General features: G+C 59.4%; 18 protein-coding genes. 7 read left to right on the forward strand and 11 right to left on the reverse strand.

The genetic code is table 11. The annotated features are described in order from the left end of the window. Positions 1 to 2 precede the first annotated feature (2 nt). The 3 genes from J5276_RS17240 to J5276_RS17250 are packed head-to-tail and all read left to right on the forward strand — an operon-like array spanning position 3 to position 2,929. On the forward strand, positions 3 to 1,031 hold the full coding sequence (locus tag J5276_RS17240) for an ABC transporter ATP-binding protein (protein WP_209159628.1): 1,029 nt from the start codon (positions 3 to 5) through the stop codon (positions 1,029 to 1,031). 56 nt (positions 1,032 to 1,087) lie between these two features. Further along, positions 1,088 to 1,873 (forward strand): ThuA domain-containing protein, encoded by a 786-nt coding sequence (locus J5276_RS17245; RefSeq protein ID WP_003510932.1) that lies wholly within the window; start codon positions 1,088 to 1,090, stop codon positions 1,871 to 1,873. A gap of 6 nt (positions 1,874 to 1,879) precedes the next feature. Beyond that, on the forward strand, positions 1,880 to 2,929 hold the full coding sequence (locus tag J5276_RS17250) for a Gfo/Idh/MocA family protein (RefSeq protein ID WP_003510934.1): 1,050 nt from the start codon (positions 1,880 to 1,882) through the stop codon (positions 2,927 to 2,929). Between the two features lie 102 nt (positions 2,930 to 3,031). Here J5276_RS17250 and queE read toward each other — a convergent pair whose 3' ends face one another. From queE to queC, 3 genes are read right to left on the reverse strand one after another with little or no spacing between them, the layout of a single operon-like run. After that, the gene (gene queE, locus J5276_RS17255) at positions 3,032 to 3,787 is read right to left on the reverse strand and encodes a 7-carboxy-7-deazaguanine synthase QueE (protein WP_003510936.1); all 756 of its coding nucleotides are present in this window, start codon (positions 3,785 to 3,787) and stop codon (positions 3,032 to 3,034) included. Then, positions 3,784 to 4,140, reverse strand: coding sequence for a 6-carboxytetrahydropterin synthase QueD (gene queD / locus J5276_RS17260; RefSeq protein ID WP_003510937.1), 357 nt, complete (start codon positions 4,138 to 4,140; stop codon positions 3,784 to 3,786). Before queD ends, queE begins: the two co-directional genes overlap by 4 nt. Continuing rightward, on the reverse strand, positions 4,140 to 4,850 hold the full coding sequence (queC, locus tag J5276_RS17265) for a 7-cyano-7-deazaguanine synthase QueC (RefSeq protein WP_003510940.1): 711 nt from the start codon (positions 4,848 to 4,850) through the stop codon (positions 4,140 to 4,142). The genes queD and queC overlap by 1 nt, the downstream gene beginning before the upstream one ends. 225 nt (positions 4,851 to 5,075) lie before the next feature. Between queC and J5276_RS17270 the strand changes: the two genes are divergently transcribed. After that, entirely contained in the window at positions 5,076 to 5,213 is a 138-nt protein-coding gene (locus J5276_RS17270; protein ID WP_003510942.1) for a hypothetical protein, read from the forward strand. Positions 5,214 to 5,463: 250 nt separating this feature from the next. Here J5276_RS17270 and J5276_RS17275 read toward each other — a convergent pair whose 3' ends face one another. The 6 genes from J5276_RS17275 to J5276_RS17300 all read right to left on the reverse strand — a co-directional run bounded on the left by J5276_RS17275 (position 5,464) and on the right by J5276_RS17300 (position 11,749). Next, positions 5,464 to 6,597 (reverse strand): Gfo/Idh/MocA family protein, encoded by a 1,134-nt coding sequence (locus J5276_RS17275; protein ID WP_003510945.1) that lies wholly within the window; start codon positions 6,595 to 6,597, stop codon positions 5,464 to 5,466. A 22-nt stretch (positions 6,598 to 6,619) separates the two neighbouring features. Then, complete coding sequence (locus tag J5276_RS17280) at positions 6,620 to 7,384, reverse strand: sugar phosphate isomerase/epimerase (RefSeq protein WP_065704077.1); 765 nt, start codon at positions 7,382 to 7,384, stop codon at positions 6,620 to 6,622. Positions 7,385 to 7,444: 60 nt separating this feature from the next. Further along, positions 7,445 to 8,533 (reverse strand): ABC transporter ATP-binding protein, encoded by a 1,089-nt coding sequence (locus tag J5276_RS17285; RefSeq protein WP_003510949.1) that lies wholly within the window; start codon positions 8,531 to 8,533, stop codon positions 7,445 to 7,447. Between the two features lie 5 nt (positions 8,534 to 8,538). Next, a complete protein-coding gene (locus tag J5276_RS17290) occupies positions 8,539 to 9,480 on the reverse strand; it encodes a carbohydrate ABC transporter permease (RefSeq protein WP_003510950.1) in 942 nt (313 codons plus the stop codon). After that, positions 9,473 to 10,375 (reverse strand): carbohydrate ABC transporter permease, encoded by a 903-nt coding sequence (locus J5276_RS17295; protein WP_003510951.1) that lies wholly within the window; start codon positions 10,373 to 10,375, stop codon positions 9,473 to 9,475. The genes J5276_RS17290 and J5276_RS17295 overlap by 8 nt, the downstream gene beginning before the upstream one ends. A 141-nt stretch (positions 10,376 to 10,516) precedes the next feature. Beyond that, the gene (locus tag J5276_RS17300) at positions 10,517 to 11,749 is read right to left on the reverse strand and encodes an ABC transporter substrate-binding protein (RefSeq protein WP_026330684.1); all 1,233 of its coding nucleotides are present in this window, start codon (positions 11,747 to 11,749) and stop codon (positions 10,517 to 10,519) included. A 305-nt stretch (positions 11,750 to 12,054) separates the two neighbouring features. Here J5276_RS17300 and J5276_RS17305 point away from each other — a divergent pair, with 305 nt between their 5' ends. Beyond that, entirely contained in the window at positions 12,055 to 12,780 is a 726-nt protein-coding gene (locus tag J5276_RS17305; RefSeq protein ID WP_065704079.1) for a type II CAAX prenyl endopeptidase Rce1 family protein, read from the forward strand. Positions 12,781 to 12,866: 86 nt separating this feature from the next. Here the strand turns inward: J5276_RS17305 and J5276_RS17310 are convergent, their stop codons facing one another. Together J5276_RS17310 and J5276_RS17315 are read right to left on the reverse strand one after the other, a co-directional pair. After that, entirely contained in the window at positions 12,867 to 14,297 is a 1,431-nt protein-coding gene (locus J5276_RS17310) for a mannose-1-phosphate guanylyltransferase/mannose-6-phosphate isomerase (RefSeq protein WP_111789776.1), read from the reverse strand. Between the two features lie 267 nt (positions 14,298 to 14,564). Further along, positions 14,565 to 16,994 carry a glucose/quinate/shikimate family membrane-bound PQQ-dependent dehydrogenase gene (locus J5276_RS17315; RefSeq protein ID WP_065704184.1) on the reverse strand — a complete coding sequence of 810 codons (2,430 nt, stop codon included), beginning with the start codon at positions 16,992 to 16,994 and terminating at the stop codon, positions 14,565 to 14,567. A 327-nt stretch (positions 16,995 to 17,321) separates the two neighbouring features. Between J5276_RS17315 and J5276_RS17320 the strand changes: the two genes are divergently transcribed. Both J5276_RS17320 and J5276_RS17325 read left to right on the forward strand, forming a co-directional pair. Continuing rightward, positions 17,322 to 18,296 carry a LysR family transcriptional regulator gene (locus tag J5276_RS17320; protein ID WP_025595631.1) on the forward strand — a complete coding sequence of 325 codons (975 nt, stop codon included), beginning with the start codon at positions 17,322 to 17,324 and terminating at the stop codon, positions 18,294 to 18,296. Between the two features lie 160 nt (positions 18,297 to 18,456). After that, positions 18,457 to 20,745, forward strand: coding sequence for an NADP-dependent malic enzyme (locus J5276_RS17325; protein ID WP_065704186.1), 2,289 nt, complete (start codon positions 18,457 to 18,459; stop codon positions 20,743 to 20,745). Positions 20,746 to 20,846: the final 101 nt, after the last annotated feature.

Here is a 20,846-nt window from a genome sequence, read left to right on the forward strand (position 1 = left end):
TTATGACCACCATTCAACTGCGCAATCTTCGCAAATCCTTCGGCGCCTTCGATGTCATCAAGGGCATCGACATGGACATCCGCTCCGGCGAGTTCATGGTTTTCGTCGGCCCTTCCGGTTGCGGCAAGTCCACGCTGCTACGCCTCATCTGCGGGCTCGAGGAAATCACTGGCGGCACGCTCTCCTTTGACGGAGAAGCCGTCAACCGCCTGCCACCCGCCAAGCGTGGCGTCGCCATGGTCTTCCAGTCCTATGCGCTTTATCCGCATATGACCGTATTCGAAAACATGGCCTTCGGCATGAAACTCTCAGGCGCCGACAAGGAGCAGCGCCGCAAGCGTGTAGAGGCGGCAGCGGAAATGCTGCAGCTCACGCCCTATCTGGAACGTCTGCCGAAGCAGCTTTCCGGCGGCCAGCGCCAGCGTGTCGCCATCGGCCGTGCCATCGTGCGTGATCCGAAGGTGTTCCTGTTCGACGAACCGCTCTCCAACCTCGATGCGGCGCTGCGCGTCGCAACCCGTCTCGAAATCGCCAAGCTGCACCGGGAGATGCATGACACGACGATGATCTACGTCACCCACGACCAGGTGGAAGCCATGACGCTCGCCGACCGCATCTGCGTTCTGCGCGATGGCCGCGTCGAACAGATCGGCACGCCGCTCGAGCTTTACGAAAGCCCGGTCAACACCTTCGTTGCCGGCTTCATCGGCTCGCCGAAGATGAACTTCCTTGCCGGCAAATATGCGGAAGTCGAAGGTGCCGCCACCATCGGCATCCGCCCCGAACACCTTGCGATCGGTGCCGGTGAGACCGGCTGGAACGGCGAAATCATCCATTCGGAAATGCTGGGATCGGACAGCTACATCTATGTCGAGATTGGTGCTGGCGAACCCATCGTCGTTCGTGAGGAAGGCGTGACCGACCGCAAGCCGGGAGAAAAAATCGTTCTCGTGCCGGATGCGGCGCAGATCCACCGCTTCGACGCGCAGGGCCAGACCCTTGCCCGCAATCCCGTGCGCGGCGCCGCCTGAACAGTTAACTTTCGCCGGATCACCCAAGCTTCCGGCTTTCACCAAGGAGCAAGAAAATGACCATCAACACCGTTGTATGGGGCGAAAATATCCACGAACACATCAACGAGACGGTGCGTTCGATCTACCCCGATGGTATGCACAACACCATTGCCGATGCGCTGAATACCAACCCTGAGATCAGCGCCACCACCGCCACGCTTCAGGAACCGGAACACGGTCTTTCGCAGGAGCGTCTGGACAAGACCGACGTTCTGGTCTGGTGGGGCCACAAGGACCACGGTGCGGTTCAGGATGAGATCGTCGAGCGCGTTGCCAAGCGTGTCTGGGAAGGCATGGGCCTCATCGTCCTCCATTCCGGCCACTTCTCCAAGCCTTTCAAGCGACTGATGGGTACGCCCTGCGCGCTTAAATGGCGTGAGGCGGGCGAACGCGAACGCCTGTGGACGATCAATCCGCGTCACCCGATTGCAGCCGGCCTGCCCGAGCATTTCGAGCTGGAAAACGAAGAGATGTATGGCGAGCAGTTCTCCGTGCCGGAGCCGCTGGAAACCGTGTTCATCTCCTGGTTCCAGGGCGGCGAAGTCTTCCGTTCTGGCCTCACCTGGCGCCGTGGCGCAGGCAACATCTTCTATTTCCGCCCCGGTCACGAAACTTATCCGACCTATCACGACGCCAATGTACAGAAGGTCATCAGCAATTCGGTGAAATGGGCCTATAATCCGGTCGGCGCACTGAAAAGCATTCATGACGCCCCCAACGTTCCCGTCGACAAGGCGCTGGAGCCTATCGAAGAACGCGGCCCCAAGCTGCACAAGGCAGGCGAAGCAGGTTACAGGTAAACAGCCATGAGACTTCTCATTCTCGGAACCGGCGGCATGGCCAACAACCATGCCACATATTTCTCGCAAATCCCCGGCGTCGAACTGGTGGCTGCGGTGGATGTGGATGATGTGGTTGTGCGGGGCTTTGCGCTTCGCCACAACATTCCACTCTCCTTTACCTCGCTGGATGACGCGATTGCCTGGGGCGAGTTCGACGCGGCGGCAAACGTCACGCCGGATGCCATCCACCACCCAACCAGCCTTAAGCTTCTGGCGGCGGGCAAACATGTTTTCTGCGAAAAGCCGCTGGCGGAAAACTACGCCAAGGCCGCCGAAATGGCCGATGCCGCAGAAAAAGCGGGCCTTGTTGCCATGGTCAACCTCACCTATCGCAATGTCGCCCCCTTGCAGGCGGCACGCGAAATGGTGCTGGCTGGCAAGATCGGCAAGGTGCGCCATCTGGAAGCCTCCTATCTCCAGAGCTGGCTCGTTTCCAAGGCCTGGGGCGACTGGATGACGGAGAGCAAGTGGCTGTGGCGGCTTTCCACCAAGCACGGCTCAAACGGTGTTCTGGGTGATGTCGGCATCCACATTCTCGACTTCGCCTCCTATGGCGCGGGCAGCGATGTGGAGCGCATCTTCACGCGCCTGAAGACCTTCGACAAATATGAAGGCAACAAGATCGGCGCCTACGATCTCGACGCCAATGACAGCTTCACCATGACCGCCGAGTTGGAAAACGGCGCCATGGGCGTCATTCACGCCAGCCGCTGGGCAACGGGCCATCTCAACGAACTGCGCCTGCGCATCCACGGCGACAAGGGTGCGCTGGAGGTGATCCACACGCCTGACTATTCCAGCCTGCGAGCCTGCATCGGCGACGATGTGGAAAAGGCGATCTGGAAGACAATCGATGTCGACCCGGTGCCGACGAATTACGAAAAATTCGCCAAGGCCGTCATGGAAGGTGGCATTGCTGATCCGGACTTCCGCCACGCGGCGAATTTGCAGAAGGTGCTTGATCTCTCGATCATCGCCGACCGCGAACGGCGGGAGCTGGCCGTCTCGGCTTGAATTGCAAGGGCGCGGCGGCGTAAGCCGCCGCTTCCAATACTGCAGCGTGTACTATTATCTCCCGTCACCCCGAATCTAGCGCTGCATGACGGAGGTACTACCTCAAACGCCTCGCCTATTCCCCCACAAGAGCACATGCAGCTGCGGCAGCACCCGGGCGGAAAACCAACGGTCTTCGCTGACCTTGTCCACCAGCCACAACATGCGATCCATGATTCCATCGATATCCACACGCGCGTCGTCGTCATCCGGCGGCGGCGGGGTGTGGTTGCCGGGCTGGAGGTAAATCGGCAAATGCGGGAAACGGGCTGATGCAGCCTTGGCATAAGCATAGTCCGCATCGTCAAACACCACGATCTTCAGCGCCACCTGCGGTCCATCGCCGGCGGCGGCAAGACAGTCTTCAAAGGCCCGCCAGTCGGTTTCCATGCCGCTCGATGGTGGCTTCGGGCTCAGCACCAGATGATCGAGATCGCCAAACCAGTCTTTTGCGATGCTGCCCTGCGTTTCCAGCGCGAACCTATAGCCCTCGCCCTGCCCCTTCGCGATTAGTTGCCCAAGGGGCTGGATGGCGGGATTGCCGCCCGAAAGCGACACCGTCAGCGGCACACTGCCGGAAAGCCGTCGCACCTCCTGCCAGATCGCCTCGACGGACATCGGTTTCCATGTGTCGCGATACTCGCTGTCGACGGCATGCAGCGTATCGCACCAGGAGCAGCGGTAATCGCAGCCACCAGTGCGAACGAAAACGGTAGGCAGACCAATCAGCAAACCCTCGCCCTGAATGGTCGGGCCGAAGATTTCGCTGATGCGGATCGCTGTTTCCTTCGCTGCAACTTTCTGTGCAACCGCCGTCATGGCCGGTATTCCGCCCAGGTCTTGGCGGTTTCGCTCACTCGCACGGCGCTGGTTTCCGGCAGGCTCGTCTTGCACCAATCGTAAAAGTGCTTCGCCAGACATTCCGCGGTGACCCGGTCATGGCCGAGAACGTCGTTCAGGTGGCGATGATCGAAATGATCGTCGATGTAGCGCTTCAGCGGCGCGAGTTCGTGGTAATCACGCACGAAACCGTGCTCGTTCAGCTCTTCGCCTGATAGTTCGACCTCAACGATGTAATTATGCCCGTGCAGGCGGGCGCACTGATGGTCGGCGGGCAGGCTTTTCAGCTGGTGAGAGGCAGAGAAATGGAACTCCTTGGTGATGCGAAACATCAACGCACCTCCTGTGCCGCATAAGCATGAGTGGCCGCCACCCAGAAATCCGGGTCCTCATAGTCCGTCGGATCGGTAACACCTGCCAGATGGAAGGCCTCGCGCCGCTCCACGCAGGTGCCGCAACGGCCACAATGGCGAGAGCCGCCCTTGTAACAGGACCAGGTTTCGCCAAATGGGGTGCCGTATTTCACCGCGTCAGTCACAATCGCCGCTTTGGAGACGGTGACATAGGGCGCAAACAAGGTGACGTCTGCGTAGCCTTCCAGCGCATGCGCCTGCATGGCATTAAAGCTGTCGATGAAGCCCGGCCGGCAATCGGGATAGATGAAATGGTCCCCACCATGCACGGCGATCGCCACCGCATCCGCCTGCTGGGCGGCGGCAAGGCCGAAGGCGATGGTCAGCATGATGGCGTTGCGGTTCGGGACCACCGTGGAGCGCATGGTCTCTTCCGCATAATGTCCGTCCGGCACATCGATATCGTCCGTTAGCGCGGAACCGGTGAGGTGCGCGCCGATGGTTGTGATGTCGATGAGATGATGTGGCACGCCGAGACGCTTTGCGCAGTCGGCTGCGAAATCCAGCTCCTTCTTGTGGCGCTGGCCGTAATCGAAGGAGACAAGAGCGAGAAGTTCATGTTCCGCCGCGATTTTGTGCGCAAGCGAAACGGAGTCCAATCCGCCGGAGCAGATGACGATGGTTTTCATACGTTGGGATCCCTTGTTTTGACCGGGTGGGCTGCGACCGGATTACGGGGGCGGCTTTAAACCAAAGCGAAGCGATTGTGAAGGGCTTTGCGGAAATAGCGGAAATTCCGCGCAATCCACGAAATTGCCCCGCCGCAGCAACAAGACGAAACAATCGCGACATAAGCGGGAAACCGGCTTGATCTAGAACGGACTGAACGTTGCAGTTCTTGAAGGATGTTGCCGATGGCGGCCGGTTCTATGTTCCTCTTTTCGCTAAGCGATCTCAGCTCCATCGGCTCCGGCATTTTGATGGCGTTGGCAGGCACGCTTTATGTCACCCTTACCATTCGTGGGCTGATGGCCACCGTGCGTCATGGATAAGGCACTCGGCAACAGACGCCCAGGGCTCAGGCGCAATCTCGCAGTCTTACTTTTCATAGCCTCCGCGACGCTCGTCGCCACGATAGGGATCGCCCCGTTCGTTTTCCTGATCTGGATGGTCACGACCGTCGCACGATGGCTTGGTTTTTTCATTGGCTTTTGAGACACGAAGCTCGCCCATGATGCGGCGGAGCGGAAGGAGCCCGGCAAAACGGCAGTGCGCCGGGCTCTTTTTTTCGATAAACCGGGCTCAGCGCAGCAGCGCCTGCGCCTCCTCGATGCCGAGTGCTGCCGGCTGCGTGCAGGTTGTGGTCATCTCGATGAAGCGGCCTTCTTCCCCGGATTTGAGGATGGAGGTCATCACGTCGATACCGTGCAGGGAGCGATCCAGCGAGCAGCGGGCATCGCGGCCTTCAAGGATAGCAATCGCCATATCGGCCAAGCCTGCCGTGCGATAGTTGGCGCGCGGGCCATTCGGGCTTTCCTGGTTGGCAATGCCGAAGGGATGCGCCCAGTCTTCCAGCGGCTGGATATTTTTGTCGCGTCCGCTCGCCTCCACCACACCGCCGAAGAAGTTGGGGTCCGGCACGTAGATCGATCCTTCCGTACCGTAAAGTTCCATATTGGCGTGGCGATGCGACCACACATCCCAGCTGGCCGAAAGTGTGATCGTTGCTCCGTTCACGAATTCCAGAAGCGCATGGATGTTGGTAGGCGTTTCTACCGGGATGATCTCGCCGTTCAGCGGCTGGCTGGTCACCGTTCGGGTGGGGTTGGCCATTGATGTCAGTGCGCCAACGCGCTTGACCGGGCCGATGAGGTTGATGAGGTTCGCCACATAATAGGGGCCAAGATCGAGGATCGGCCCGCCCCCCTTCAGGAAGAAGAAGCCCGGATTGGGGTGCCACATCTCCATGCCGGGGCTCATCACATGGCAGGTGCCGGAGGTGATGCGCCCGACCTTGCCCTCGTCGATATATTGCCGGGCAAGCTGATGCGCGCCGCCAAGGAAAGTATCAGGCGCGCAGCCAACGGAAAGGTTCTTCTCGCGGGCGATGCGCCGCAACTCCTCGCCTTCCTCCAGCGAAAGCACCAGCGGCTTTTCCGAATAGACGTGTTTACCCGCCTCGAGTGCCGCTTTCGACACGGGAAAATGCGCGGCGGGAATGGTGAGGTTCACCACCACGTCGATGTCCTTGTTGGCGAGGAGTTCCTCGATCGACTGCGCCGTGACACCAAATTCTTCTGCCCTCAGTTCCGCCGCATTGCGGTTAAGGTCGGCGCAGGCCAGCACCTTGATGCCCTTGAAGAGCGGTGCCAGCGAAAAGTAAGCAGACGAGATGTTGCCGCACCCGATGATGCCGACGCCCAGTTCCCTTTGCATGATGAAAACTCCGGATTGATGCTCAATAGGTTTTGAAGGATGCGATGGAGCGAGTGATCAGCCGATCGATATCCTTGGGATTGTCGTGTTCGACCACGAAATGTTTCGTGGCGGATTTTGCCCTCAGTGCTGCCACGAGGGCCTTCCAGTCCACCGTGCCGTGGCCGACATCCGCCCAGCCGTCCTCATCCGCATTTTCGCCTGATGGTGCGATGTCCTTCACGTGCACGGCGGTAATGCGCTTGCCGTAGCTTTCGATCCAGGCGAGCGGATCGGCATTGCCTCTGATAATCCAGGCGATATCCGCTTCCCATTTCAGGTCCGGTCCGCCGGCAAAAATCTGCTCCTGCGGGGTGGAGCCGTCCGGGAGCACCTGGAACTCGAAATCGTGGTTGTGCCAGCCGAAGGTCAGCCCGGCATCCACGAATGGCTTACCCGCTTCCTGCAGGCGCTTGCCGAAGGCGAACCAACCAGCCGCGTCCGCCGGGCGCTGGTCGGGCATCAGGTAAGGGCAATAAATCGCTTCCACGCCCAGAACCTTGGCGATGTTTAGAGCCTTTTTCGGATCACCCTCGAGAAGGTCAAGGCCGAAATGGCCGGTCGGCATGGCAAGACCATTGGCATCGAGTTCGGAGCGCAGGCTGTTCAACCCAGCGTCATCAAGCGAGGCGTACATGGCGCCGTAACCTTCGACATGTTTGTAACCAGCCGCCGAAAGCTTCTTCAAAATATTGGAAAACGGCTGGAAATTGCGGGCGCTGTAAAGCTGGAAACCGAGTTCTGTCATTATCTCCTCCATAGAGATGTGGGTGCTTGGGATGGTGTTGGGGGTAAAACGGGGCCCTTCCTAAAGCCGCTCTTCGCTCTGTGCGTCGAACAGCGAGGCCATGGTGAGGTCTAGGCCGAGGCGAACCCGGGTGCCCGGCGCAAACCGCCTGTGGCCGCCAACGCGCACGGACAAGGTATGACCGGCATGTTTGAGCCAGATCAGATTGTCGGCGCCCATCGGCTCCTCGATGTCAACGATCGCCTCATGCACCTCGCCGCTGACGATGTCGGCATCGACGCGCACATGTTCGGGACGCACACCGAGAACCACGGCACGACCGGCGACAAGCGGCGCCTCCGGCTGATAACCATCCAGTGAGAAGGTGACGCCGTTGGTGGTGAAGACCACCTTGCCGTCCTTCTCGATCAATTCGCCACGCAGGAAATTCATCGAGGGCGAACCGATGAAGCCCGCGACGAAGAGGTTCCTTGGCTTGTTGTAGATGGTGACGGGATCGGCAAGCTGCTGGATGACGCCGCTTTTCATGATGGCGATACGATCAGCCAGTGTCAGCGCCTCGATCTGATCGTGTGTCACGTAGATCATGGTGTTTTTCAGCGCCTGGTGCAGCCGTTTGATCTCGACGCGCAGTTCCGAGCGCAGCTTGGCATCGAGGTTGGAAAGCGGTTCATCGAACAGGAACACATCCACATCGCGCACCAGCGCCCGGCCGATCGCCACGCGCTGGCGCTGGCCGCCGGAAAGCTCGGCGGGCTTGCGCTTCAGGAGTGGTTCGATCTGCAATATGCCCGCCGCCCTTTTGACGCGCCGGTCGATTTCCTCTTTCGGAACCTTGGCGACCTGAAGGCCGAAGGAGAGGTTCTTCTCCACCGTCATCTGCGGATAAAGCGCATAGGACTGGAACACCATGCCGATGCCACGATCCTTCGGCTCCTCCCAGGTAACGTTGCGGTCCTTGATGAAGATTTGCCCGTCGGTTGGCTCCAGAAGGCCCGCAATGCAATTGAGAAGTGTCGACTTGCCGCAGCCGGAAGAGCCGAGCAGCACGAGGAACTCGCCGTCGTAAATATCGAGATTGAGGTCTTTCAGGACGGTAACGGCACCGAAGGACAGGGAAAGATCGCGAATGGAAACGCTTTTGTTCATATAACTCAACCTTTTACTGCGCCTGCGGCGATGCCACGGACGAAAAGCCTGCCGGAGACGAAATAAACGATCAACGGCACGGCCCCGGTGAGAAGGGTTGCAGCCATGTTGACGTTGTATTCCTTCACGCCCTGCACGGAGTTGACGATATTATTGAGCTGCACCGTCATCGGGTAATATTCCGGCCGCGTGAACACGACGCCGAACAGGAAGTCGTTCCAGATGCCGGTGACCTGCAGGATCATCGCCACGACGAAGATCGGCAGCGACATGGGCAGCATGATGCGAAAATAGATCTGCCAGAAATTGGCGCCATCAATACGTGCCGCCTTGAACAATTCCTCCGGCAGCGACGCGAAATAGTTGCGGAAGAGCAGCGTCAGGATCGGCATGCCGAAAATCGTGTGCACGATCACGAGGCCGGTCAGCGTGCCATAAATGCCCAATTCGCGCAGCACGATGACGATCGGGTAGATCATTACCTGATAGGGGATGAAGGCGCCGATGATGAGGATCGAGAAGAACAGTTCCGAACCCTTGAACTTCCAGTTCGCGATGGCGTAACCGCTGACGGAAGCCACGATGATCGAGATCACGACCGACGGTATGAGGATGCGTACCGAGTTCCAGAAGCCGCGTGAAAGCCCGTCGCAGTTCAGCCCGGTGCAGGCATTCGCCCAGGCTTTCACCCAGGGTTCGAAGGTGATTTCCACCGGTGGCGCGAAAATGTTGCCGAGCCGTATTTCCGGCATACCCTTCAGAGAGGTGACGACCATCACGTAAAGCGGCAGCAGGTAGTAGGCGGCAGCGACAAACAGCGTGCCATAGAGAATGATGTTGCGGCGGGAAAACGTTTTTTTCGGCTTCTTGCCGCGGGGACCGGAAAGGTCCGTGGCAACCGCATCGGTTGCGGCGGCGACCGTGTTCAATGTGCTGATATTAGCCACGCTTCTTGCCTCCGAATTCGAGGTACGCCCATGGAATGACGATAATGGCGACGGTCAGAAGCATCATGGTGGAGGCGGCAAAGCCCTGCCCCAGGTTCTGCGCCTGGAACATGTAGTCGTAGACATATTTCGCCGGCACTTCGGATGCGATGCCCGGTCCGCCACTGGTCTGCGCCACCACCAGATCGTACACCTTGACGATGCCGCTCGCGATAATGACAAGCGTGGTGATGAAGACCGGCCGCATCATGGGAATGATGATGAGGATATAGGTCTTCCACATCGGAATGCCGTCGACGCGCGTCGCCTTCCAGATATCCTCGTCTATGCCGCGAAGACCGGCCAGCATCAGGCACATGACGAGCCCCGTGCCCTGCCAGAGCGCAGCAATCAGGATGCCGTAGATAACGATCTCGGAATTATAAAGCGGGTCGAAGGTGAAGCTTTCCCACCCCATCGAGCGGACCACCGACTGAATGCCGAATTCCGGGTTCAACAGCCATTGCCAGACAAGGCCGGTTACGATGAACGACAGAGCAAAGGGATAAAGGAAGATGGTGCGGAAGGTGTTCTCGAAACGGATCTTCTGATCCATCAGCGCCGCCAGCACGAAGCCGATCACCAGACTGAAGATCAGCGACAGAATGCCGTAGATCGCCAGATTCTGGATGGAAATGATCCAGCGCGGCGCGGCCCACAACCGCTCATACTGGTCGAAACCGATGAAGCTTGCACGTGGCAGAAGCTTGGAATTGGTGAATGAATAAATCACCGTCCAGACCGTTCCGCCGAGAAAAATCACGACGGCGGTCAATATCATGGGAATGGAAGCAATCTTCGAATTGAGATTGCGGAAAAGCTGGTTGGGGCGGCCGGAGCGCGCTAGACCCGCCATGGATGACCCTCCTGTAACGTTGCCGTTGATAGCCAGGCAAGGTCTCAAAGACCTTGCCCCAATCCTCCGGGCTTGCGCGTTTACGCATCCCGCAGGGAGCTTGCGGCGGATGGATGCCACCCGCCGCACAAGAGGTTGCGGTTAGTCAGCGGAACCGATGATGCCGGCGAAGCGCTTCTGTGCATCTTCTGCAGTCATCGCGCTGGCAAAAAACTCTGCCATCAGGTCTTCTTTCTGCTTCTGCGTATCAGCAGAAATCAGCTGGTCTGTGCTGGTCAGCGCATTGCCCTTGGCCAGAATTTCCAGACCCTTCTTCATGCAGTCATTGGCCGCATTGAGGTCGACGTCGCCACGGATCGGCAGCGAGCCCTTCTTAAGGTTGAAAGCCACCTGCGTTTTAGGATCGACGATGGTTGCGGCCAGAACGTCCTGCGCCTTGGATTTTGCTTCATCCTTCAGCAGCGGGAAATAAAAGGCGTCGCCGCCGGTGGTGAGATAGTCATTAAGGCCGAGACCCGGCAGGCAAGTGTAGTCCGTACCCGCCTTCTGGTTGGCAAGCTGGAACTCGCCCTGCGCCCAGTCGCCCATGATCTGGCCGCCGGCCTTGCCTGTTATGACCATGTTGGTGGCCTGGTTCCAGTCCTGAACATTTGTGCCCTTGGCCATGTCGCGGGCCTCGACGGCGGCCGCAAAAATCTTGGCCATGTCAGGACCGGCCGCTGCTTCGGCATCCTTGTCGCCATAGACCTTCTGATAAAGATCCTTGCCGCCGATCGAAAGCGTCAACGTGTCGAACAGGCCATTGGCCTGCCATGCCTGACCGCCGAGCGCGAGCGGCTGGATGCCGGCTTTTTTCAGTGCCGGTGCTGCGGCAGCAAATTCAGTCCAGTTCTTGGGAACTTCGACGCCCGCTTTCTTGAACGCTTCGTTGGAAAGCCACAACCATTGCCAGGAATGGATGTTGACCGGCGCGCAATAGATCTTGCCGTCGATGGTGCAGCTGTCGAGCAGGCTTGCCGGCTTTATGACGTCTTTCCACTTGCCCTTTTCGGCAACGTCGGTCAGGTCGCGCATCAGGCCGGCCTGCACCAGCTCTTCGGCCTGTCTGCCATGGTTGAACTGGGTGGCACCCATCGGGTCGCCGCCGGTGATACGGCTGATCATGATCGGACGGGCGGTGCCGCCCGAACCGGCAATAGCGCCGTCCACCCACTTGTTGCCGGTGGCATCAAAAGCCTTGGCAAGTTCGGCAACGGCAGCGGCTTCACCGCCCGATGTCCACCAATGGGTAACTTCAAGATCGGTAGCCCCAGCGACACCCGCCGGAATCATAACACTGGCCAAAAAGGCCGCAGAAATAAAGCGCATTCGCATGAGTCTCCTCCCTCACTGAAACGTTGCAGTTGGAACGTAAGCGAAGATTTTTGATTAGGCAACCGCCTAAAAAATGAATCTCGCCGCAGCTCGCCGCGCTGTGTCGAGCAGCTACAAACGTGCCGAACGGCTAGATTTTGTTGAGAAAGAAGATTGGGAAATTGGAAGGATGCCGAATGGCACGACAAAGACTGCGCACCGGTAATCTGCAGGCAACGTAGTATCTTCATAGTCTTCCGACTTTGGCGTCGGTTCCTGCGCACAGAGTGCCAAGCCCGCATGGACGGGCGAACATAAGGTGAGCGATGGCAAAACGTTGGCACATTCTTTTGATGATCGGTCTGGCGGGCGTGTTATCGCTTTTGCTCGCACCGTTCGAACGACTGGCGGCGGGACAGGATCTTTCCTTCACGATACGGGTTGTGATGCTCGTCCAGCCGGCAGTCCTGATCATTGCTGCGGTGGCGACGGGTCAAGCGCTTGCCGGCAAACTCGGGCTCGGCACTCCGCTGATCGATGCCTGGCTGAAAGGAACCGGGTTCGGGCCAGTCTTGCGCAGGCAAGCCCCAGCAGCTTTGCTGACGGGTCTTATCGTCGGCCTGCTGATGATCGCTTATTCGTCTGTGATCCTGCCTGCCTTCACCGATACGGCAACCATGGAAAAAATGGCGGCGTTTGAAGTCCCACGTGTCACCCGGGTTCTCTATGGTGGCATAACGGAGGAGCTGCTGACCCGATGGGGCTTGATGACATTATTCGCATGGGTGCTCTGGCGAATAGTGGGCAAGGGGCAAGTCCAACCGGTCATGCTGTGGAATGCAATTTTTATCGCAGCGGCCCTTTTTGCCGTGGGCCACCTGCCCTTTCTGTTTGCCATTCCCGTTCATCCGCAACCATTGCTGATTGTCAGTGTCATGCTCGGCAATTTTATCCCCGGACTGATGTTCGGGTGGCTGTTCTGGCGTCGCGGGCTGGAAGCAGCGATGCTTTCCCACGCTTTCGCCCACTGCGTGAATGCAACTGTCTCCTGATCCGTCGAGCCGACAGATAAGTCAGGGATTTATCATCCCGGCCTCGCCGGCCGGGATAAAATGCCGCGTCGGTGCGCGCAGCAGTCCTAATGCCTCTTATAATCATCCTCGATGCGGATGACGTCGTCTTCGCCAAGATAGGCGCCGGTCTGGATTTCGACCAACTCGAGCGGAATCTGCCCCTCATTGGCAAGCCGGTGCGGTTGACCAATCGGGATATAGACGGACTGGTTTTCCGTCAGCAGCCGGGTTTCGTCGCCAATCGTTACGGTTGCCGTGCCCTTGACGATGATCCAGTGCTCCGAGCGGTGATAGTGTTTCTGGAACGAGATGCGGTGGCCAGGATCAACCGTGATGTGGCCCACGCGGTAGCGCTCGTCCACATACATATGTTCGATGTAACCCCATGGACGATACACTCGCCTGTGCGCTTGCGTCCGCGGCGCGTGTTCGCCATCCTTCAGTGTCTCCACCAGGCCCTTCACGTCCTGAACCCGGTTTTTCGGCACCACCAGAACCGCATCCTTGGTAGCCACCACCACCAGATCCTTTGCCCCCACCACGGTCGTCAGCAATTGCGTGGAATGGATCAGGCAGCCCTCGGAATCGATGAAGACGCCGTCGCCCTCGAGCGCATTGTCGTTGCCGTGCTTGTCGGCGATTTCCCAGATCGCGTCCCAGCTGCCGATATCCGACCAGCGGAAATGGCCGTGCACCACCGCCATGCGCTTGGTCTTCTCGATCACCGCATAGTCGATGGAGTTTTTCGGAGAGGCTTCGAAGCTCGCCTGATGCAGGCGCACGAAGCCAAGGTCGCTTTCATATTGTTCGACCGACTTCGTTACTGCCGCAAGAATTTCCGGCGCGAATGCCTTGAGTTCGGCAATCATCACGTCGGAACGGAACAGGAAGTTGCCGGAGTTCCAGAGATACCCCTTCTCCAGATAGGAGATTGCCGTCTTCACGTCCGGCTTTTCCACGAATGCCTCGACGATGCTCAAGTCAGCCTCACCATCAATTGCTTCACCAGGCTTGATGTAGCCGTAAGAGGTGCGCGGCTCGGTTGGCACCAGACCGAAAACGACGATATTGCCCTGATCGGCGGCCTTGGCGCCAAGCCTCACGGACTCTGAAAATTTGTCGGCATCCAGCACCACATGGTCGGCGGCGAGCGCCAGCACGAGGCATCCCGGCTCCCGGCGCTCGGCCAGCACGGCGGCAGCGGCCATGGCGGCGGCACTGTCGCGGCGGGCGGGTTCGAGAACCACCGTCGCCGGAAGATCGATCTCCTCAGCCTGGCGGCGGGCGAAGAAACGGAAATCCTCGTTGGTGATCACCAGCGGCTCGGCATAAAGCGCCTTGTCGGCCACGCGCGTCAGTGTCTGCTGATAGGTCGAAAGATTGCCGACCAGCGGCTGGAACTGCTTGGGCAACTGATCGCGCGATACCGGCCAAAGCCGTGATCCCGCCCCACCAGCAAGAAGAACCGGCGTGATCTTTCGAGATTGTTCCGTCACAATAAAAACCTTTCCAACTTTAAAAAACTTCCGGCGGGCCGGACAATATACATATTTACCAATGCTGCCATCATCGGTTCACGGGCGGATAAGCGCAAGCTCATAAGTTCGCCTTGTGAAAGCTTGGTGAATGTCGGACCCGTTTTGCTAACGCAACGCACAGGGTGAGGTTCCGCGCAAAGGGCGATCAATGGCTTTGACAGGCCGCAAAGAAAAACCCGGGCGAATGGCCCGGGTTTCCGTTTTCAGAGCGATGACCTGTCAGGATCAGTTCGGCAGCGCGTAAGCGATCACGTAGTCGCCACGGTCAGGAGACTGACGTGCACCGCCGGCCGAGATGACGACATATTGCTTGCCTGTCTTCGGAGACTTGTAGCTCATCGGGCCGCCCTGGCTGCCGACAGGAAGGCGGGCCTTCCAGACTTCCTTGCCGGTCGCCGTATCGAAGGCGCGCAGATAATAATCCTGTGTGCCGGCGATGAAGACGAGACCGCCCTGGGTGGCAAGCGTTCCGCCGAGCGTGGGCATGCCGATCGGGATCGGCAGACCCATCTTGATGCCAAGCGGACCGGTATCCTCAACGGTGCCGACAGGAACCTGCCACTTGATCTGCTGCGTCTTCATGTCAATCGCAGTCATCGAGCCATAGGGTGGAGCCTGGCAGGGAATGCCGAGAGCAGACAGGAAACGGTTCTTGTTCACCGCATAGGGCGTGCCCTTCATGGGAACGACGCCCATGCCGGTATTGACGCTTTCGCCGCCGCTTGCCGTTGCCTTGGTGGGAGCAGCTTCCTTCATCTCAATCCACAGGCCGAGGCGCATGTCGTTGATGAAGATTGTGTTGGTCGTCGGGTCAGTCGAGATGCCGCCCCAGTTCATGCCACCGAGCGAACCCGGGAAGGCGAGGGAGAGGTCCGTGCCCGGCGCCGTATAGAGGCCTTCATAACGCATGCCCTTGAAAGCGATACGGCAAAGAAGCTGATCGAAAGGGGTGGCACCCCACATATCGGCTTCCGTCAGCGTCTGCGCGCCGATTTGCGGCATGCCCACCGAACGCGGCTGCGTTGGTGCATATGGCTCGTTCGGAATGTTGCCGGCCTTGACCGGAACGTCTTCCACCTTGGTCAGCGGCTGGCCAGTCGCACGGTCCAGCACATAGATCTGACCGGCCTTGGTGCCGAAGACCAGAGCCGGAACGGTCGTTCCGTCAGCCTTCGGGAAATCGACGAAGCTCGGCTGCATCGGCACGTCGAAGTCCCATAGGTCGTTATGAACCGTCTGGTAGACCCACTTTTCGCGGCCGGTCGTGGCATCGAGCGCCAGCATGGAAGCGCCGTATTTATGATCGAGCGGTGTGCGCGTCGCGCCATAAAGATCGACCGAGGGGCTGCCTACCGGCATGAAGACCGTGTTCAGCTCCGGATCGTAGGACATGGATGCCCAGACGTTCGGCGTGGAACGGGTGTAGGTCTGGCCCTCGGGCGGCAGTTTGGTGATTTCAGGGTTGCCGGGATCGAAAGCCCAGCGAAGCTCACCCGTCACAACGTCGAAACCGCGCATCACGCCGCCAGGCATATCCACCTGTACGTTGTCAGCGATACGCCCGCCGACCACGACGGTGGTGCCGGCCAGTGTGGGGGCCGATGTCAGCACATATTGCGGGTCCGGCGCATCACCAAGACCGATCTTCAGATCGACGCGGCCGTTGGTGCCGAAATCCGGGCAAAACGCGCCGGTGTCGGCGTCGAGCGCGATGAGTTCCGCGTTGATGGTGTTCATGAGAATGCGGCGCTGGCAAAGCGCGCCGTCAGCTACGATCGCCGGGGTGACAGGCGTTGCGCCCGGAGCGGTCGGCTGCTTCAGCGGCGCCTTGGCATCGAAATAGGCGAGACCACGGCAACGCATCCAGACGGTGGATTTGGCGTTGATTTCGGTCTTCCACTTCTGCGCGCCGGTATCGGCGTCGAGGGCGATGACATTGTTGTGCGGTGTGCACACAAACACGGTGTCGCCGACCTGAAGCGGCGTTTCCTGATCTTCCGCACCGTTCGCGCCGGGGCTGATCGGGATGTCGCCGGTCCGATAGGTCCATGCCACCTCAAGGTTCTTGACGTTATCGCGGTTGATTTCGTCAAGCGCAACAAAGCGGCTGCCGCCCGCCGTATTGCCGTAATGTTCCCAGTTCTTCTGCTCATTTTCCGGCGTTACCGGCGTCAGTGCAGCAACCTCACCCTTGAAGGCGACGGTCGGATGCGGCACGAACATGCCGGCAAAACCGGCAGCGGACGCAATGGCCAGAACGCCAGCAAGGGCAAAGGGCGCGCCGTAAGCAGGCGTCTTGCCAGCCGCGCGCCGCAGCAGCGGATAGGAGAGCGCAACCACCGTGGCGCCCACGCCCAACGCCAGCAGGCGGGAGATGAGCGGCCAGAAGTGCAGTCCGGCTTCCCACACTGCCCAAACACCGCTAACGATGAAGACAAGGCCGAACAGGAGCGCGCCGGCAGGCTTGCGCAGCAGAATAAGCAAGCCGGAGACGATCAGCGCGATACCCGCAAAGACGAAATAGAGGCTGCCGCCGAGTGTTGCGAGCTGCCCGCCGCCAATGGCGAAGAACAGTCCCGCAGCGACAATGACAGCGCCGAGCACGAAGAGCCATAATCTGGCTGCAAGCGACGTTGAGGTTGCTGGTTTACTCATGAAATTAAATATCCGGTTAGGAGAGCCGCCGCGAAGGCTGACGCCCGATGATCTTTCAATGCCCGGCCCAGGCCAGACAGTCCGCCGCACTTACGGCTGAGCGAAGATGCGCTGAAGGCGACGAGGCGAAATGGGGAACAATGGTGCGGGAGACTTCCGTGGTGACTGTCATTTTGACCCATTCACTGCAGTTTATCGCCGGCCCCAATGGACGGCGGACAATGTGCTCGAACAAATCCTCCCAAGTTCGTATCGCAGAGGCCCGCATGCGGGCACTGGGCGACCGAAACCTCGGTGCGGTATAACGTCGCCTGCGACAAGATGACAATGCGCAAGACGGGCATTTTTGATAAGCTGCGCTTATACCATATCAACACCTACAACACAAAGACCTCTCCGCCGATGGATATTCGCCAGCTCGCCATTTTCGTGGAAGCCGCAAGGGCCAAAAATTTCCGCGCGGCCGCTTTGCAGCTGGGCATCGCCCAACCGGCCGTAACGCAGCGTATCCGGCAACTGGAAGAGAATCTGGGCTTCAAGCTTTTCCTCCGTGTCAACCGCGGTGTGGAACTTACGCCGGCTGGGCAGTCGATGCTGCTCGATGCGGAGGAAATTCTTGCCCGCACCAAGGGGGCGCTGGAAAAGGCACACCAGATCAGGCGCGGCCAGCTCGGCACGCTGCGCATCGGCTTCGGCACCAGCGTAATGGCGGAACGAAAATTGCCGGCGCTGATCACCCGCTATGGCAACGACCACAGGGAGGTGACGCTTGAACTCCTGCCCGGCATGACGATGGAACAATTGATCGAGCAGGTGGCGACGCGCAAGACAGACGTCGCTTTCATTCGCGCACCCCTGCCCCAATTGCCGCAGAGCTTGCGGGCCATGCCCTTCGACCGCTCCAAACTGTGCGTCGCCCTGCCGGAGCGCCATCCGCTCGCCTCCCGCCCCAGAGTTTCGGTTGGCGATATCGTGCAGGAAAAACTGCTGCTACCGGTGGACGAGATCGGCCTGGGGCTCAGCAGCAGCGCGCTTTCCCTTTTCGAGGATGCAGGCTGTGAGCCGGAAATCGGCATGCGCATCGCCAACGTCAACACCATCCTTGCCCTCGTGGAAGCTGGCGCGGGAATTTCCATTCTGCCGGAAAGCACCGTGCGCTCCACAAGGGGCATCACAGGTGTGCCGCTCGAAAGCGCCGATGCCTGGTCAGATAGCGTGCTGGTCGTCAGACGCGGTCCGCTTGCCCTCCACGTGGAGGCCTTCGTGAATATGGTACGGCAGGCCTACCAGTCCCACCTATAATGCCGACAATACGCACTTAATCGATTGAATCGGCCACAAATTTCGCCACGGCTAAATTTGCTGCACTGAACAACATTCAACGCTTGGCACGCGCGCGAAAAATACAATAACAACGACGGATATTTTTGCACTGTTATCGACACGAAAGCACACTCAGCCCATGTCCGACACGACGAAGCCCGCCAGCCCCAGAACATCGGTTACAGATCAGGAAGCACTGGATTTCCACGCGCAAGGCAGACCGGGGAAACTGGAAATCACCCCGACCAAGCCGATGGCGACTCAGCGGGATCTGTCGCTTGCCTATTCGCCGGGAGTGGCCGTGCCGGTGAAAGCCATCGCCGAAAATCCGGCGACCGCTTACGATTATACGACACGCGGCAACATGGTAGCAGTGATCTCCAACGGCACGGCGATCCTCGGTCTCGGCAATCTCGGCGCGCTCGCCTCCAAGCCTGTCATGGAAGGCAAGTCCGTTCTGTTCAAGCGCTTTGCGGATGTGGATTCCATCGATCTCGAGGTCGATACCGAAGACGCCGACGAATTCATCAATTGCGTGCGTTACCTTGGCCCCTCTTTCGGCGGCATCAATCTGGAAGACATCAAGGCGCCGGAATGTTTCATCATCGAAAGCCGCCTGCGCGAGCTGATGGACATTCCCGTTTTCCATGACGACCAGCACGGAACCGCCATCATCGCCGCCGCCGGTCTCATCAACGCCATCGAACTGACGGGCCGAGACTTCAAGACGACGAAGCTCGTCTGTAACGGCGCAGGTGCTGCTGCCATCGCCTGCATGGACCTCATCAAGGCCATGGGTTTCAACCCCGAAAACATCACGCTTTGCGACACCAAGGGCGTGATCTACCAGGGCCGCACCGAAGGCATGAACCAGTGGAAATCCGCCCATGCGGTAAAGACTGACAACCGCACGCTGACTGAGGCCATGAAGGGCGCGGATGTCGTCTTCGGCCTGTCGCAGAAGGGTGCCTTCACCGAAGAGATGATCCGCTCCATGGCGCCGAAGCCGATCATTTTCGCGATGGCCAACCCTGACCCGGAAATCACCCCGGAAGAAGTCGCCCGCATCCGCGACGACGCCATCATGGCGACGGGGCGTTCGGATTATCCGAACCAGGTCAACAACGTCCTCGGCTTTCCCTATATCTTCCGCGGCGCGCTCGATGTCCGCGCAAGCCAGATCAACGACGCAATGAAGATTGCCGCTGCACAGGCGCTGGCCGATCTTGCCCGCGAGGATGTGCCGGATGATGTGGCCGCCGCCTATCAGGGCAACCGCCCGCGCTTCGGATCGCAATATATCATTCCCGTTCCCTTCGATCCGCGACTGATCTCGGCAATTCCGGTGGCCGTGGCGAAGGCCGCCATCGAAACCGGCGTCGCTCGCCGCGAATTGCCCGATCTCGATGCCTATGCCCGCGAGCTTTCCGCCCGTCGCGACCCCATGGCGTCGACCACGCAGCGCCTTTACGAGCGTGTGCGCCGCTCTCCGAAGCGGGTCGTTTTCGCCGAAGCGGAAGAAGAACAGGTGATGCGCGCGGCGATCTCGTTTACCGCGCAGGGGCTTGGCACCGCCATCCTGCTCGGCCGTGACGACATCATCAAGGCCAATGCGGAGCGTGCCGGCATCGATCTCGACCGCGCCAATATAGAGATCACCAATGCCCGCCTTTCCAGCCGCGTCGATGCCTATGTCGATTATCTCTATGCGCGTTTGCAGCGCGGCGGCTTCCTGCTGCGCGACGTGCAGCGCCTGATCCACAACGACCGTAACCATTTCGCCGCCTGCATGGTGGCGATGGGCGATGCGGACGCCGTGGTCACCGGCGTTACCCGCAACTATTCCACGGCGCTCGAGGATATCCGCCGCTGCATCAACACCAAACCCGGCCACCGTATCATCGGCGTTTCTCTGGTCGTGTCGCGCAACCGAACGGTCTTCGTGGCAGATACCGCCGTGCACGACATGCCGTCCGCCGAAGACCTTGCCGATATCGCCGAAGAAGCGGCCGGTCTTGCCCGCCGTTTCGGCTACGAACCGCGTGTGGCGATGCTCGCCTATTCCACCTTCGGCCAGCCGGTTGGCGAACGCTCCGACAAGGTGCGCGAAGCGGTGAAAATCCTCGACAAGCGCAACGTCAATTTTGAGGTCGACGGGGAAATGTCGGCCGATGTGGCGCTGAACCATCATCGCATGCAGAGCCAGTATCCCTTTGCCCGCCTTTCCGGTGCGGCCAACGTGCTGGTCATGCCAGCCATCCATTCCGCCTCGATCTCCACCAAGATGCTACAGGAACTGGGCGGCGCGACCGTCATCGGCCCGCTTCTCGTCGGCCTCGACAAATCGGTGCAGATCACCTCGATGGGTGCCAAGGACAGCGACATCGTCAATATGGCGGCGATCGCGGCCTATAACGCCGGTCGGTAACGGTGTGGGAGCGCTCTTCGGGAGAAGGGTGCTCAAAATGCCCCGGCATAGCCAGCATATCCTCGCCCTGTGGCGAGGATATGCCAAAGCGCCGAACCCCG

Source organism: Agrobacterium sp. S7/73, from assembly GCF_019355535.1.
Taxonomy (GTDB): Bacteria; Pseudomonadota; Alphaproteobacteria; order Rhizobiales; family Rhizobiaceae; genus Agrobacterium; species Agrobacterium tumefaciens.